12 protein-coding genes are annotated in these 15,042 nt (G+C 75.1%); 3 read left to right on the forward strand and 9 right to left on the reverse strand.

What is annotated here, in order from left to right; genetic code table 11:
• Positions 1-93: 93 nt before the first annotated feature.
• The 9 genes from ABZ457_RS29555 to rimP all read right to left on the reverse strand — a co-directional run bounded on the left by ABZ457_RS29555 (position 94) and on the right by rimP (position 12,605).
• On the reverse strand, positions 94-1,032 hold the full coding sequence (locus ABZ457_RS29555) for a bifunctional riboflavin kinase/FAD synthetase (protein WP_359163802.1): 939 nt from the start codon (positions 1,030-1,032) through the stop codon (positions 94-96).
• Positions 933-5,405 (reverse strand): serine protease, encoded by a 4,473-nt coding sequence (locus ABZ457_RS29560; protein ID WP_359163805.1) that lies wholly within the window; start codon positions 5,403-5,405, stop codon positions 933-935. The genes ABZ457_RS29555 and ABZ457_RS29560 overlap by 100 nt, the downstream gene beginning before the upstream one ends.
• A gap of 208 nt (positions 5,406-5,613) precedes the next feature.
• Positions 5,614-6,513, reverse strand: a complete 900-nt coding sequence (gene truB, locus ABZ457_RS29565) for a tRNA pseudouridine(55) synthase TruB (protein WP_359163808.1) — start codon at positions 6,511-6,513, stop codon at positions 5,614-5,616.
• The gene (rbfA, locus tag ABZ457_RS29570) at positions 6,510-6,947 is read right to left on the reverse strand and encodes a 30S ribosome-binding factor RbfA (protein WP_018849956.1); all 438 of its coding nucleotides are present in this window, start codon (positions 6,945-6,947) and stop codon (positions 6,510-6,512) included. The genes truB and rbfA overlap by 4 nt, the downstream gene beginning before the upstream one ends.
• A 111-nt stretch (positions 6,948-7,058) precedes the next feature.
• Positions 7,059-7,352, reverse strand: coding sequence for a DUF503 domain-containing protein (locus tag ABZ457_RS29575; protein WP_359163810.1), 294 nt, complete (start codon positions 7,350-7,352; stop codon positions 7,059-7,061).
• A gap of 133 nt (positions 7,353-7,485) precedes the next feature.
• Positions 7,486-10,581, reverse strand: a complete 3,096-nt coding sequence (gene infB / locus ABZ457_RS29580) for a translation initiation factor IF-2 (protein WP_359163812.1) — start codon at positions 10,579-10,581, stop codon at positions 7,486-7,488.
• A gap of 154 nt (positions 10,582-10,735) precedes the next feature.
• Positions 10,736-11,014 (reverse strand): YlxR family protein, encoded by a 279-nt coding sequence (locus tag ABZ457_RS29585; protein ID WP_078521846.1) that lies wholly within the window; start codon positions 11,012-11,014, stop codon positions 10,736-10,738.
• Between the two features lie 86 nt (positions 11,015-11,100).
• Positions 11,101-12,105, reverse strand: coding sequence for a transcription termination factor NusA (gene nusA / locus ABZ457_RS29590; RefSeq protein WP_359163816.1), 1,005 nt, complete (start codon positions 12,103-12,105; stop codon positions 11,101-11,103).
• Between the two features lie 2 nt (positions 12,106-12,107).
• Positions 12,108-12,605 (reverse strand): ribosome maturation factor RimP, encoded by a 498-nt coding sequence (gene rimP / locus ABZ457_RS29595; protein ID WP_359163819.1) that lies wholly within the window; start codon positions 12,603-12,605, stop codon positions 12,108-12,110.
• A 155-nt stretch (positions 12,606-12,760) separates the two neighbouring features.
• On the opposite strand from rimP, the gene ABZ457_RS29600 reads away from it, so the two are divergent.
• The 3 genes from ABZ457_RS29600 to ABZ457_RS29610 are packed head-to-tail and all read left to right on the forward strand — an operon-like array spanning position 12,761 to position 14,705.
• Complete coding sequence (locus ABZ457_RS29600) at positions 12,761-13,357, forward strand: hypothetical protein (protein ID WP_359163822.1); 597 nt, start codon at positions 12,761-12,763, stop codon at positions 13,355-13,357.
• Entirely contained in the window at positions 13,354-13,809 is a 456-nt protein-coding gene (locus tag ABZ457_RS29605) for a DUF4439 domain-containing protein (RefSeq protein WP_359163825.1), read from the forward strand. Before ABZ457_RS29600 ends, ABZ457_RS29605 begins: the two co-directional genes overlap by 4 nt.
• A gap of 23 nt (positions 13,810-13,832) precedes the next feature.
• The gene (locus tag ABZ457_RS29610) at positions 13,833-14,705 is read left to right on the forward strand and encodes an aminoglycoside phosphotransferase family protein (protein WP_359163828.1); all 873 of its coding nucleotides are present in this window, start codon (positions 13,833-13,835) and stop codon (positions 14,703-14,705) included.
• Positions 14,706-15,042 lie beyond the last annotated feature (337 nt).

Raw genomic sequence — 15,042 nt, forward strand, 5'->3', positions numbered from 1 at the left:
ACATCGAGCCGCACGGCCCCATCGAGACCGAAGCAGCCCGACGCCTCACCGAAGACCTCAACCACGAGTGATCAACGGCTTACCCAACACTTTCTAAGCCGTCAGCTCACGGCACTTCTTGACGTCGGCCGCCATGGCGACCAGCAGTTCGTCCACCGAGTCGAACTTCATCTGCCCGCGCACATAGGCGAAGAAGTCGACGGTGACGTGCATGCCGTACAGGTCCAGCCCGACCCGGTCGATCGCGTACGCCTCGACCGTGCGCTCCGTCCCGTCGAACTGCGGGTTGGTGCCGACGGAGATGGCCGCCGGCATCCGCTCGCCGTCCGCCGTGAGCCAGCCCGCGTACACGCCGTCGGCGGGGATCGCCGTGTGCGGCAGGGTCTCGACGTTCGCCGTGGGGTAGCCCAGTTCGCGCCCGCGCTGGGCGCCCCGGACCACGATCCCCTCGACCCGGTGGGGCCGGCCCAGGATCTCCGCCGCGCCCGTCACATCGCCCTCGGCGACGAGCCGCCGGGTCAGGGTGGACGAGAACGGCTCCCCGCCGCCCGCCGCCCCGCGCACATAGAGGTCGACGACCTTCACCCCGTAGTCGTAGGTGGCGCCCAGCTCGGTCAGATAGGCCACATCACCCGCCGCCCGGTGCCCGAAGCGGAAGTTGGGGCCCTCGACGACGAGGGTGGCGTGCAGCTTGTCGACGAGGACCTTCACGATGAAGTCGGCCGGGGACAGCTTGGAGAACTCGACGGTGAACGGCAGCACCAGCACCGCGTCCACGCCCAGCTCCGCCATCAGCTCCGCGCGCCGGTGGTGCGGGGCGAGCAGCGGCGGGTGGCTGCCGGGGCGGACGACCTCGCTGGGGTGGGGGTCGAAGGTGACCACGACGGCGGGGACGCCCAGTTCGCGGGCCTTGGCCACGGCCCGGCCGATGATCAGCTGGTGGCCGCGGTGCACCCCGTCGTAGGAGCCGATGGTGACGACGCTGCGTCCCCAGTCCTGGGGGATGTCCTCCAAGCCACGCCAGCGCTGCACTGTGACCGCTCCTCGCCCGAACCCGTGTGTGTGATGACCGACTGCGCAGGTCTAAGACTGCCATGCCCGGACCCCCCGCCCGGCATCGGCTCCTGCGGGGGCCGGGCGGCGGCCTCGGCGAGCATCCGCCAGGTGAGGGGTCCGGCGACCAGGTCCCAGGCGTCCGGGGCCTCGGCCGTCCACCTTCCGAGCGCTGCGGCGAAGGCGCCCGACCGGTGTGCCAGGTCCACGAGCAGCAGATCCAGCCGGGACGCGCCCAGGGGTGTGCGGACCAGGACGAGCCCGGCGCGGTGCACCACCTCCCGGGTCTCCGGCCGGGCGGGCGTCTCGCAGGTCAGGGCGGCCGTGCGCAGCACCGCCTCCAGCACCTCCAGGTCCCGGGCCGCGTACTGCTCGTAGCCGAGCAGGGCGTCGAGGAGTTCGGCCCGCAGCGCGCGGGAGAGCGGGCTGCCCGGGGCGGCGAGGACGGGCGCGAGCGCGCTGCGGACCCGCACGGGCCGGGCCCGCATCAGGCGGGTGACGAGGGGGACGAGGACGGCCCGGTCGACGGGCGGGCGCTCCAGCCGGATGTCGACGTACGCGGCCGCGTGGGCGCCCGCTTCGGGCCGCTGGTCGACGTACTCGCAGATCAGGGCGGCGACCGGGCGCGCGGTGCACGGGGTGGTCGCCTCGGCGAGGACGGCCGTGAGTACTCCCCCGTCCTCGGCGCCCGGGGCCAGCAGCCGGCTCCGGAAGGCGGCGAGGACCGGGCCGGGGTGGGAGCGCAGGGCGTCGGTGAAGGTCTCGGGCGGCAGCCCGCCGGCCCGGAACAGGGCGAGGGCCGCGTCCAGGTGGTCGTCCCGGCCCGCCGGGTCCCGGACGAGGAGAGCGAGCGCGACGGGCGCGTGGACGCCGTCGGCGAGCAGCGCCCGGGCGGCGCTCCGCAGCAGGGCGCGGTCGGCGCCCGCCCCGGCGCGGGCGTCGGCGGCGGGCAGGTGCAGGGCGGCGACGGCCCGGCGCTCGGGCCGGTGGTCGGCGGCCCGGCGGTGCACGGCCCGGCAGTACGCGGAGGGGTGGTCGTCGGCGAGGGCGCCCAGGAGTTCGCGGGCGCGCGGGTGCTCGGTGGCGAGGAGGGCCTCGGCGAGGGAGTCGGGGGCGCGGTCGCGGCGGGCGTAGAGCAGGGCCTGCGCGGCGGCGGCGACGGTGGGCCGCACCCCGGCGGCCCGGCCGGTGGCGAACGGGGTGTCGAGGGGGGTGTCGTCGGCGAACCAGGCGCACAGCAGGGGCTGGACCGCTTCGGGGTCGGCGGCCAGCCGCTCGGCCGCCAGATCCAGATGGCGCGGCGCCCCGTTGGCCCCGGCGGTGCCGTCGGGGGCGGGGTCGGCGGGCAGCAGCCGGCGCAGCAGGTCGAGCAGGGTCCGGTCACCGAGCACGAGGGACGCCCAGAACGCGGGCCCGAAGGCGTCCCGGTCCCGGCCGTCCGCGGCGACCCGGGCGGCGAGGGCCCGCAGGACGGCGGCGTACGGCTCGGCGTCGCGCAGCCGGGGCAGCACCTCCCCGAGCAGCCGCGCGGCCCACCAGCGCGGCTCCGCGTGCGGTTGCTGCGCGGGCGCCTGCCGCACGCGCGCGCCGCGCGGCTGCGCGCGCTGCGCGGGCGCGGGCTCCTCGTGCGGGTCGTTCCCGCACGGCTGGCCGTAAAGCCCGTGCGGAGGCTGCCCGTACGACTCGCCCCACGACTGCTCGCACAGCCCGTGCACGCGCTGTCCGTGCACGTGCCCCCCGCACGGCTGCCCGTGCGCCGGCTCGCCCTGGGGCCCGTGCGGCCGGCTCGCCTGCTCGGCGGGCGGCTGCCCGCACGAGCGGTGCGGGGAGGGATCGGGCGCAGGCTCGTCGTGCGGGTGGTCCCCGCACGGCTGGCCGTAAAGCCCGTGCGGAGGCTGCCCGTACGACTCGCCCCACGACTGCTCGCACAGCCCGTGCACGCGCTGTCCGTGCACGTGCCCCCCGCACGGCTGCTCGCGCGCGGGCTCGCCGTGCCGCGTCCCGTACGGACTCTCGTTCGGCTGCCGCACGTGCTCACCGTGCGGCTGCCCCTGCGCGGGCCGCTCGTACGGCTGGTGTACGTGCTCGCCGTGCGGCTGCCCGTGCGGCGAGCACACGTACGGTCCGCCCGACGCCCCGTGCGGCTCGCGCGCGGGCGGCGCGTCCCCGGGGGCCGGGGTGAGGGACCGGACCAGGGCGGCGAGGTGCGCGGCGAGGGCGGCGGGCCCGTGGCGCCGCTCGGTGAGGAGGAGCGCGTGGCGCACCGGCCCGTGCCGGTGGCGGGGCACCGGCGGGCCGGCCGGGGCCCGGTGGACCAGCTTGCGCAGCGCCGCGTCGAGATCCAGGTGGACGCCCTGGATCCAGTCCGCGAACTCCTCGTGGGCGAAGCGGTAGCCACCCCCGGCGGGCACGACCAGCCCCTCGCTGAGCACGGCCGCGGCCCAGCCGTCCCGCCAGGGGAAGTGGGTCTCGAACGCCTCGCGGGGGATGTGCCCGCCCGAGCCGAGGCAGTGGCGTGCCAGCTCGTGGACCCGTCCGGCGGCCCGGGCGGCGAGCCGCCGGACGGCGGTCCCGCGCACCGGACCGGGCGCGGCGGCGGCCACCCGCCCGGCGACCCGGAGCGCCACCAGGTCCAGCCAGGCCGCGAACACCTCGGCCCGGTCGGGCACCGGCCCGCCCGGATCGTCGCCGTGTGCTGCTTGCGCCGCCCGCACCTCGGCGAGCAGGCGCAGGGTGAGCGGGTGGCGGGCGTCGGGCCCGGCGAGGGCGTCGTCGGGGAGCCCGTGGCGGGCGCGGGCCGTGGCCGCCTGCGCGGCCGTCAGGAGGCCGATGCGCACGGGTGCGGCGGCCGCGCCGTAGAGGGCGGCGGCCTCCTCCCAGTGGGCGGGGCCGCAGCCGATCACCAGCTGGGCACCGTGGCGGGTGAGCCAGTCGCGGGTGCGGGCGGCCCAGGAGGCGAACCGCTCCCCGGTCAGGGGCATCTCCTCGGGCCCGTCCAGGACGACGAGCAGCGGACGCCCGGCGGCCTCGGCGACCCGGGCGGCCCGACCGGGACCGACCACCTCGGCCTCGGCCGACGGGGGCGCGTCGGCACCGGGAACCCCGGCGTGCGCCGCGACACCACCCCCCGGGCCACCCGCGCGCGCCGCCGGACCGGCCACCGGAACACGGGTCCGAGCCGCCCCGCCGGCGGCCCCGGCCCCGGCCCCACCCCCCGCGGCAACGACCTCCGGCCGCGCAGCGCCCGCACCCACGCCCGCACCCGCGCCCGCCCCGCCGCCGAGCGACCGCCTCCGCGACGCCGCGCGGACGCGGGACGCGCGCCCCAGCGCGCGGGCCAGGGCGTCCTCGACCGAGGCGTCCTCGCGTCGCAGATCCGCCCCGCGCAGCCAGAGGGTGGGGCCCGGGGCGGGGTCCTGCGCGCGGCGCGCGGCCAGGGCGGCCAGCTCCGTGGTGCGGCCGGTGCCGGGGTCCCCCACCAGCGCGCGGACCACCGGCGGCCGGTCCGGGAACGCGGGCAACTGCCGCGCCACCTCGGGGCGTTCGACGGGCTCGGCCCAGGCGGCGGCCGGCCCCCCGGCGGCCACCGCCGGGGACACGGTCACCGGCGCCGGGCCGGGTGCGCCCGGTGCCGCGCCCCCGCACCCCCCACCGGGCGGAACCGCCCCCAGCGCCCTGGTCAGCTCCACCACACCCGCCAGATTCAGGTCCGCCCCGTGGGCCGGCGCGCACGCCGCGTTGCGCCGCAGCAGCACGGCCAGTGCCCCCGCACCGGCCGCGTCTCCCGGCGGCAGCAGACGGTACGCCGGCACCGAGCCGCCGTCGGGGTCGGACGGCGGCGGGCCGAGGACGGCGAGCACCGCCCCGGTGACGGCGTCGAGCACGGGCCCGCCCGCCTCGCCGCCGATCCGCAGCGCGTCCCGTGCGTCGGCCCCCATCACCAGGTCCAGGATGGTGCCGCCGGGGCCCCGGGCCCCGAGGACCCGGGCCTCGCGCCAGGCGCCGTGGGCGCGGACCCGGACATAGGTGCCCGGTTCGATCCCGGCCCGCGCCGAGACCGGCAGCGGCGGCGGAAGGGTCCCCGGCACGGACCCGCCGGTGCGCAGCAGGGCGAGCCCGGAGGCGGGGAGCAGGACGAGGCCGCCAGGGGCGAGGGGACGGGGGCGCTCGCCGTCGGCGGCGCGCACGGTCACCGCCGTACGGCTTCCGGGCCCCCCGGACGCCTCCAGTGCCCCGATCACCTCGATGCCGGTGACGACGGTGCCCTGTCCGTCGGCGGTGAAGCCGGTGCCCAGCGGCCGGCCGGCCGCGTCGCAGATCCGTACGAGCTGTGCCGTGGTGCCGCGTTCCATGCTCCGACGGTAGGCCGGGGATGATCACCGAGGGGGCGCGGCGGGGGAAAGCGCCCCCTGTGCGCCCCGCTGGTACTCCGAGCGCCTGCACGATGAGGTGAATCGGGGGCGTCGTGCGGACAGACCTGTGGGTGGGGGAAACCGAGGGGGGTCGTGGAACGGGCGGCGGTGCCGCCCGTTCCACGCGAGAGCTCAAGAGCTCAGGAGCTCAGACGAAGACCGCCAGGCTCTTCGCCTTGCCCTTCTGCTCCTCGACGAGCGCCAGGAAGCGCTCCTCGGGCCCGAAGACCGCCACCGGCGCGCGGTCGTACGCGGGCATGTCCAGGCGCACGCCGTTGGCGAGCAGCTTGGCCCGCCGTGCGTCGACGTCCCAGCGCGGGAAGGCCGCGGCCGCCGCCTGCGCGATCGGCATCACGGTCAGCTCCTCCTGGAGCTGGTCCAGGGTGCGGGCCGCGTCCAGCCCGTAGGGGCCGACGCGGGTGCGCCGCAGCGCGGTCAGATGCCCGCCCACCCCGAGCCCGGCCCCCAGATCGCGGGCGAGGGCCCGGATGTAGGTGCCGGAGGAGCAGACGACGGAGACGACGAGGTCGACGACGGGCAGCCCGTCGTCGGTCACCGCCTCCCGTACGTCGTAGACGCGGAAGGAGGAGACGGTCACCGGCCGGGCCGGGATGTCGAACTCCTCGCCGCCGCGCACCCGCGCGTACGACCGCTTGCCGTCGATCTTGATGGCGCTGACCTTCGACGGCACCTGCATGATGTCGCCGGTCAGGGCGGCGACCCCGGCGTCGATGGCCTCCCGGGTGACCCCGGAGGCGTCGGCGGACGAGGTGACCTCGCCCTCCGCGTCGTCGGTGACGGTGTTCTGGCCGAGCCGGATCGTGCCCAGGTACTCCTTCTCGGTGAGCGCCAGATGCCCGAGGAGCTTGGTCGCCCGCTCGACGCCGAGGACGAGGACTCCGGTGGCCATGGGGTCGAGCGTCCCCGCGTGTCCGACGCGGCGGGTCCTGGCGATCCCGCGCATCTTGGCGACGACGTCGTGCGAAGTGAAGCCCGACGGCTTGTCGACGATGACAAGGCCGTCGGGCACAGGGGTGCGGTCCGTCATTCCGAGGCTTCGTCCTCGGGCTTGCGGTACGGGTCGGCCTCGCCGGCGTACGCGGCGCCGGACGACGCCTCGCGCACCTTGGCGTCGGAGGCCCGCGCCTTGTCGAGGAGGTCCTCGATGGTCCGCGCGTTCTCCGGGAGCGCGTCGGGGACGAACGTCAGGGTGGGCGTGAACTTGGTGCCCGCCGCGGCGCCGACCGCCGACCGCAGGATGCCCTTGGCGCTCTGGAGCCCCGCCGCGGCGCTGGCCCGGTCCTCGTCGTCGCCGTAGACCGTGTAGAAGACCGTGGCCTCCCGCAGGTCACCGGTGACGCGGGTGTCCGTGATGGTCACGTGCGTCCCGAGTCGAGGGTCCTTGATGCCGCGCTGAAGCTTCTCGGCGACCACCTCCCGGATGAGGTCTGCCAGTTTCTTCGCCCGCGCATTGTCGGCCACTGGTCCTTCTCCCTTGTGCTGCGTGTGCTGCTGTTCCTGCTGTGTGCTGCTGCGTACTGCTTGCCGTGCTGGGTGCTGCTCGTGCTGCTGGGTGGTGCTCGTGGTGCTCATTCAGTCTTCGTCGCTGTGGAGCCTGCGTCTAACCGAGAGCAGCTCCACCTCCGGCCGGGCGGCGACGAGGCGCTCGCACCGGTCCAGCACGTCCGTGATGTGCCCGGTGTCGCCGGAGACCACCGCGAGGCCGATCTCGGCCCGCCGGTGGAGATCCTGTCCGCCGGTCTCCGCCGCGCTCACCGCGTACTTCCGCTGGAGCTCGGCGACGATCGGGCGGACCACGGAACGCTTCTCCTTCAGCGACCGTACGTCGCCGAGAAGCAGATCGAAGGACAGTGTCCCCACGTACATGTATGTCCGGATGTCCCGCCGGTACGGGTTCAAGGGCCTGCCGGCACCCGGCAGGGATCTAGAACCGTACACGCAACGGCCGGGGCCGATCGACGGAAATTCTTCCGCCGACCGGCCCCGGTCGGATGGCGCGTCAGCCGCGGGGCTTCTCGCGCATCTCGTACGTCGCGATGACGTCGTCGATCTTGATGTCGTTGAAGTTTCCGAGGTTGATACCGCCCTCGAAGCCTTCGCGGATCTCGGTGACGTCGTCCTTGAAGCGGCGCAGGCCCTCGATGTTGAGGTTCTCCGCCACGACCTTGCCGTCGCGGATGAGGCGGGCCTTGGTGTTGCGCTTGACCTCACCGGACCGGATGAGGACACCGGCGATGTTGCCCAGCTTGGACGAGCGGAAGACCTCGCGGATCTCCGCCGTACCGAGCTCGACCTCTTCGTACTCCGGCTTGAGCATGCCCTTGAGGGCCGCCTCGATCTCCTCGATGGCCTGGTAGATCACCGAGTAGTACCGGACGTCGACGCCCTCACGCTCCGCCATCTGCGCGGCACGGCCGGCCGCGCGGACGTTGAAGCCGATGACGATCGCGTCCGAGCCCATGGCCAGGTCGATGTCGGACTCGGTGACCGCACCCACGCCGCGGTGCAGCACGCGGATGTCGACCTCCTCGCCCACGTCGAGCTGGAGCAGGGACGACTCGAGCGCCTCGACGGAACCGGAAGCGTCACCCTTGATGATGAGGTTGAGCTCCTGGATCTGACCGGCCTTGAGGACCTTGTCGAGGTCCTCAAGCGACACCCGGCGGGTGCGCTTGGCGAAGGCCGCGTTGCGCTCGCGCGCCGCGCGCTTCTCGGCGATCTGGCGTGCCGTGCGGTCCTCGTCGACGACGAGGAAGTTGTCGCCGGCGCCCGGGACGTTGGTGAGACCCAGGACCAGGACCGGAGTCGACGGAGCCGCCTCCTCGACGTTGTTGCCCTTGTCGTCGAGCATGGCCCGCACGCGGCCGTAGGCGTCGCCCACGACCATCGTGTCGCCGATGCGCAGCGTGCCGCGCTGGACGAGGACGGTCGAGACCGCACCGCGCCCGCGGTCGAGGTGGGACTCGATCGCGATGCCCTGCGCGTCCTGGTCGGGGTTGGCCCGCAGGTCGAGCGAGGCGTCCGCGGTGAGGACCACGGCCTCCAGCAGGGAGTCGATGTTCAGACCCTGCTTGGCGGAGATGTCGACGAACATGGTCTCGCCGCCGTACTCCTCGGCCACCAGACCGAACTCGGTGAGCTGGCCGCGCACCTTGGTCGGGTCGGCGCCCTCGACGTCGATCTTGTTGACCGCGACCACGATCGGCACGTCGGCCGCCTTGGCGTGGTTCAGCGCCTCGATCGTCTGCGGCATCACACCGTCGTTGGCCGCGACCACGAGGATCGCGATGTCGGTGGACTTCGCACCACGGGCACGCATGGCGGTGAACGCCTCGTGACCCGGGGTGTCGATGAAGGTGATCGCGCGGTCCTCGCCGTTGACCTCGGTCGTGACCTGGTACGCACCGATGTGCTGGGTGATACCGCCGGCCTCGCCCGCGATGACGTTCGTCTTGCGGATGGCGTCGAGGAGCCGGGTCTTACCGTGGTCGACGTGACCCATGACGGTCACCACCGGCGGACGGGAGACCAGGGCCTCGTCGCCGCCCTCGTCCTCGCCGAACTCGATGTCGAAGGACTCGAGAAGCTCGCGGTCCTCCTCCTCCGGGCTGACGATCTGGACGCTGTAGTTCATCTCGTCACCGAGGAGCTGCAGCGTCTCGTCGGAGACGGACTGCGTCGCGGTGACCATCTCGCCGAGGTTCATCATGACCGCGACGAGCGACGCCGGGTTGGCGTTGATCTTCTCCGCGAAGTCGGTGAGCGAGGCACCGCGCGACAGGCGAATGGTCTCGCCGTTGCCGCGAGGCAGCATCACACCGCCGACCGACGGGGCCTGCATGGCCTCGTACTCCTGGCGCCTCTGCCGCTTCGACTTGCGGCCACGGCGCGCCGGACCGCCGGGACGGCCGAACGCACCCTGCGTGCCACCACGGCCGCCGGGACCGCCCGGACGACCGCCGAAGCCGGGACGACCGCCGAAGCCGCCGCCACCACCACCGGGGCCACCGCCACCGGGACGGCCGGCGAAACCGCCACCGCCACCGGGACGACCGCCGCCACCGCCGCCGGGACGGCCGGCGAAGCCGCCGCCGCCACCGGGACGACCGGCACCGCCGGGACGTCCGGCACCGCCGGGACCGCGGCCGCCGCCACCGGGACCGCCGCCCGGACGCGGGCCGGCAGCGGGACGCTGCGGCATCATGCCCGGGTTGGGACGGTTGCCGCCGGGCGCGCCACCGGGGCCGCCGGCACCACGAGGAGCCTGCGGACGGGGCATGCCGCCGGGGGTCGGACGGGCGCCGCCCTGACCCTGCGGACGGGGAGCACCACCGGGACCGCCCTGCGGACGCGGGGCGCCGGGGGCGCCGCCGGGTCCACCGGGACCGGGCCGGGCACCGCCGGGACGGGGCGCCTGGGGGCGCGCCATACCGGTGGAGCCGCCGGAGGTGAAGGGGTTGTTGCCCGGACGGGGACCGGCCGGACGCTGGCCGCCGGGGCGCGGGGCGCCCTGACCGGGAGCCGGACGCGACGGACGGTCGCCGCCGCGCTGGCCGCCACCGGCCGCCGGACGCTGGCCGCCGGCCGGACGGGGACCGGGGGTCGCACCGCCCTGTCCACCGGAGCGGGGGGCCTGCGGGGCAGCGGGCTGCGCCGGAGCCGGAGCCGAGAACTCGGCCGCGGGCACCGGGCTCGCGGGCTTCGCCGGCGCCGGCTTGGGGCCGGGCGTCGGACGCGGACCCGGGGTCGCGGAGGGGGTGCCGCCCGCCTGGGCCGGCTTGGGGGCCGGTGCGCCGGGCTTCGGGGCGGCGGGACGTGCCTGCGCCGGGGAGGGCGCGGCGGGACCGCCCGGGCGGCTGGGAGCCGCGGGGGCGGGCTTGGGCGCGGCCTTGCGGGGCGCGCCGGGCTTGGCTGCGGACTTGCCGGCGGTACCGCCGGGCCCCTGCAGCGCATCAGTCAGCTTGCGTACAACCGGCGCCTCGATCGTCGAGGACGCCGAACGGACGAATTCACCGAGTTCCTGGAGCTTGGCCATGACGACCTTGCTCTCCACACCGAACTCCTTGGCGAGTTCGTATACCCGGACCTTAGCCACTTCGCTCCTTTTAGGTCCGGGTTACCGCCGGACCGTCGCTACTTCATGGGCGTACTCATCGCGTACTCATCGAGTGCTCATCGCAATCTCGACCTACTTCCAACTCGCGAGGTACCTGACCGCACGGGGGTTTCCGTGCCGTACTTCTTTCGTCTCACTGTGCCGTCTGCTCGACGTGCCGCCGGAGACCGGCGGTGTCCAGCGGTCCCGGAACCCGGAAGGCCCGTGGGAACGCCCGTCGGCGAACCGCCAGATCGAGACAGACCACGGCGGGGTGCAGATACGCACCCCGGCCGGGCAGCGTACCGCGATCATCGGGGGCACACTCACCCTCGATCACCACGATGCGCAGCAGATCGCTCTTGGCCGCCCGCTCCCGGCACCCCACACAGGTTCGCTCAGGGCACGCGCGGGCATGCGTCCGGCCAGACACGCTTAAGTCTACCTCCCCGCACCGACCTCACCCCTTTGGGGCAAAAATCGAACGGTTGTTGTCCTGATCCACTCCGGGCCGCGGGCTCAGTCCCGCTCGGAGCCCGCCTCGGAGCCCTCGGTGTCCGGGCGGATGTCGATGCGCCAGCCGGTGAGGCGGGCGGCCAGGCGGGCGTTCTGCCCCTCCTTGCCGATCGCCAGCGAGAGCTGGTAGTCCGGCACGGTGACCCGGGCCGAACGGGCGCCGAGGTCCACGACCTCGACCTTGCTCACCCGGGCCGGGGACAGCGCGTTGGCCACCATCTCCGCCGGGTCGTCCGACCAGTCCACGATGTCGATCTTCTCGCCGTGCAGCTCGGCCATGACATTGCGCACCCGGCCGCCCATCGGGCCGATGCAGGCGCCCTTGGCGTTCAGGCCCGACCGGGTGGACCGTACGGCGATCTTGGTGCGGTGGCCGGCCTCGCGGGCGATGGCCGCGATCTCCACGCTGCCGTCCGCGATCTCCGGGACCTCCAGCGCGAAGAGCTTCTTCACCAGGTTGGGGTGGGTGCGCGAGAGGGTGACGGACGGGCCGCGCACTCCCTTGGCCACCCGCACCACATAGGTGCGCAGCCGCAGACCGTGGGTGTACTCCTCGCCGGGGACCTGCTCCTGCACCGGCAGGATGGCCTCCAGCTTGTCGTCCAGCCTGACCAGGACGTTCTTCGGGTCCTTGCCCTGCTGGACCTGGCCGGCCACCACATCGCCCTCGCGGCGGGCGTACTCGCCGAAGGTGACGTCGTTCTCCGCGTCGCGCAGCCGCTGCTGGATGACCTGGCGGGCGGTGGTCGCCGCGATCCGGCCGAAGTCGGAGGGCGTGTCGTCGAACTCCTTGGGCTCCTGGCCCTCCTCCAGCTCGGAGGGGTCCTCCTTGGCCCAGACCGTGACGTGCCCGGTCTCGCGGCTCAGCTCCACCCGGGCGTGCCGACGGCTGCCGTCGGTGCGGTGGTAGGCGATGAGGAGGGCCGACTCGATGGCCTCGACCAGCAGGTCGAAGGCGATCTCCTTCTCCTGCGCCAAGCCCTTCAGCAGCTTCACGTCGATGTCCACGGCTACGCCTCCTCTTCCTTCTTGTCCTTGCGGTTGAACTCGATCTCGACACGCGCCTTGGCGATGTCGCCGAACGCGATCCGGCGGGCGGTCGGCTTGCGCCCCTTCACACCCGGCACCTCGGCGTCGATCCCGTCCTCGTCGACGGCGAGGATCCGCGCGACGACCTCGCCGTCCTCGTGCAGCTGGAAACGGACCAGCCGGCCGGTGGCGCGCCGGTAGTGGCGGTGCTCGGTGAGGGGGCGGTCGGCGCCCGGGGAGGTGACCTCCAGGACGTACTCGTCCTCGCCCATGGCGTCGGTCTCGTCCAGCTTCTGGGAGATCGCGCGGCTCAGCTCCGCGCACGCGTCCAGTTCCACGCCCTCGTCGGAATCGACCACGATCCGCAGGGTGCGGCGCCTGCCCGCCCGGGAGACCTCGATCTCCTCCAGATCCAGTCCGGCGGCGCCGACGAGCGGTTCCAGCAGCCCGCGCAGCCTCTCGTTCTGGGTGGTGCTCATCCGGGTGACTCCTCGGCCGCGTGTGCTGTTGTGGGATCGTCGCGTGTCGAGGGAAAGGGTATCCGGTCCCGGGGGGTGTTGCCGTCCACCACCGCCGCACCCGCGGGTACGCTCGCCTGCGGCGATGATCACCGCGAGGTCCGAGGAGAACAGGCGTGGGGCGCACGGGATGGACACGAAGACGTGCGTTGCTGGCCTCGGGGGCGGCCGCGGCCTGCGCGTTGACGGGCTGTTCGAACGGAAGGCCCGAGGTGCGGGGCGCCGCCACCGTCGCCGGGGCGGACCCGGCGAAGGCCGAGAAGGCCCTGCGGGCGCGGCTGTCCGCGCGGAGCACGGCCCTGGCCGGCACCTACGACGCGGTCCTCGCCCGGCACCCCTCGCTGGCGGAACGGCTCGGGCCGTTGCGGGCGGCGGTCGCGGCGCACGCGGAGGCGCTGGGGGGCCGGAAGCCGGCGCCGTCCGCTGCCGCGTCCCCGTCCGGTTCCGCGTCCGGCTCGGCCTCCCCTTCCGTGGCCGCCTCACCGTCAAAGGCCGCTCCTCCGGCGGTGTCCGCGACCCCGGTGGCCGGGGGCTCCGTCCCGGACGACCCGCGCGCCGCCCTGACGGAGCTGGCCGCCGCCGAGCGCCGCACCGCCGACGCGCACACCGAGGCCCTGCTGGACGCGGAGCCCGAACTGGCCCGGCTGCTGGCCTCGGTGGCCGCCGCGGGGGCCGCGCACGCGTACCTGCTGACGAAGGGTGAGACGCCGTGACCGAGGTGGACGCGGCGGGCACGCTGCGGGCCGCGCAGGCCGCCCTGGCCGCCGAGCACGCGGTCGTCTACGGCTACGGCGTGGTCGGCGGCCGGATCGGCGACGAGCGACGGCAGGAGGCCGCGTCCGCGCACGCCGCGCACCGGGCGCGCCGGGACGCCCTGGCCCGCACGGTGCGCGACCTCGGCGCGGAACCGGCGGCCGCCGCCCCTGCCTACGCGCTGCCCTTCGCGGTGCCGGACGCGGAGGCGGCAAAGCGGCTCGCCGCCGAGCTGGAGGACCGGGTGGCGGGCGCCTGGGCGGACCTGGTGCGGGCCTCCCGGGGCACGCTGCGGCGGGAGGCGGCCGTGGCGCTGCGGGAGGCGGCCGTGCGTGCGGTGCGCTGGCGCGGCAGCGGCGTAGCCTTTCCTGGGCTCGCCGAGCGGGCCGCCGACGACGACCGCAGCCGCTGAACGGACAAGGGATCACACGACGTATGGCTTTCGAACCGCCCCAGCGGCTGGTCCGTGCTCTCGACGGGACCACCGAGTGGCTCGGGCAGTTGCCCGGGATCGTCCGCGAGGCGGTGGACCGGCGGAAGCTGGACGTCGAACGGGTGGTGGTGCCGGGCGGCCGCAGCAGCGTGGTCCTGCTCGTCCGGCTGCCGGACGGCACCCCGGCGGTGCTGAAGCTCGCCCCGCCGCAGGCCGCCCCCGACGCGGAGCGGACGGCGCTGACGGCGTGGGACGGCTGGGGCGCGGTCCGGGTGCTGGACGACGACGGGGACGGCGGCCTGCTGCTCGAACGGCTCCAGCCGGATGTGTCGTTGCGCTCGCTGCCGGAGGCGAAGGCGCTGCTGGAGGCGGCCGGGACGGTGCGGCGGCTGTGGGTGGAGCCGTCGGCCGGGCACGGCTGGGAGTCGGTCGCCGAGCGCACGGCGCGGCAGGCGGATGTGATGCGGGTGGCGGGCGGGCCGCTGGTGGCGGCGGCGCTCGACGCGCGGGCGGAGCTGGTGGCGGCCGGTGATGGGCCCGAACTCCTTTTGCTGCACGGCAACTTCCGGCAGGGGAAGGTCCTGGCGGGCGAGCGCTCGCCGTGGCTGACGGTGGGTCCGGAGCCGGTGGTGGGCGAACGCGCCTACGACCTGGCGCGGTTGGTCCGTGACCGGGTCGAGGACCTGGTCGCCTCCTCGGGCGGCGCGGCGGCGGCCCGGCGCCGGGTGAAGCGGCTCGCGGACTCGTTGGAGGTCGACCGCGAGCGCCTGCGGGGGTGGACGCTGTTCCGCGCGGTGGAGTCGGGCACGCGGGCGCTGGCGGAGGGGCGGCGGGCGCAGGGCGAGGCGGCGCTGGAGTTCGCGGGCTGGTTGTAGGGGCGCGGTTGTGGGCGGCGCGGGGCACGGCACGGTGGGTGGGCACCCGGCCCCGGCCCCCCGCCCGCCGGTGGTCGCGGCACCCCGCTGCGCGCGGTGTCCTCAATCGCCGGACGGGCTGAAAAAGCACGCGGCACCAGGCTGCGCACCACGTCCTCAAGCGCCCCACCGGGCCGAAAGCACGCGGCCCCATGCCCTCGAACGCCCGACGGCCGGGAAGCCCGCGGTGTCGCGTCCGCAACGCCCGACGGGCTGAACCGGCCCGCCCGGGCCCGGCGCAGCCCGCAGGGAAAACGCCCTGGGGCGGGCCACCCGCCGGGGGTGCGCGCCGGCGCCG

The organism is Streptomyces sp. NPDC005805, assembly GCF_040630445.1.
Classification (GTDB): domain Bacteria; phylum Actinomycetota; class Actinomycetes; order Streptomycetales; family Streptomycetaceae; genus Streptomyces.

Excerpts from the sequence above, each read along its gene's own strand:
- truB (WP_359163808.1), bottom strand. The coding sequence starts at position 6,513 with ATGACGGACCGCACCCCTGTGCCCGACGGCCTTGTCATCGTCGACAAG.
- ABZ457_RS29610 (WP_359163828.1), top strand. The coding sequence starts at position 13,833 with ATGGCTTTCGAACCGCCCCAGCGGCTGGTCCGTGCTCTCGACGGGACC.
- ABZ457_RS29575 (WP_359163810.1), bottom strand. The coding sequence starts at position 7,352 with ATGTACGTGGGGACACTGTCCTTCGATCTGCTTCTCGGCGACGTACGG.
- rimP (WP_359163819.1), bottom strand. The coding sequence starts at position 12,605 with ATGAGCACCACCCAGAACGAGAGGCTGCGCGGGCTGCTGGAACCGCTC.
- ABZ457_RS29560 (WP_359163805.1), bottom strand. The coding sequence starts at position 5,405 with ATGGAACGCGGCACCACGGCACAGCTCGTACGGATCTGCGACGCGGCC.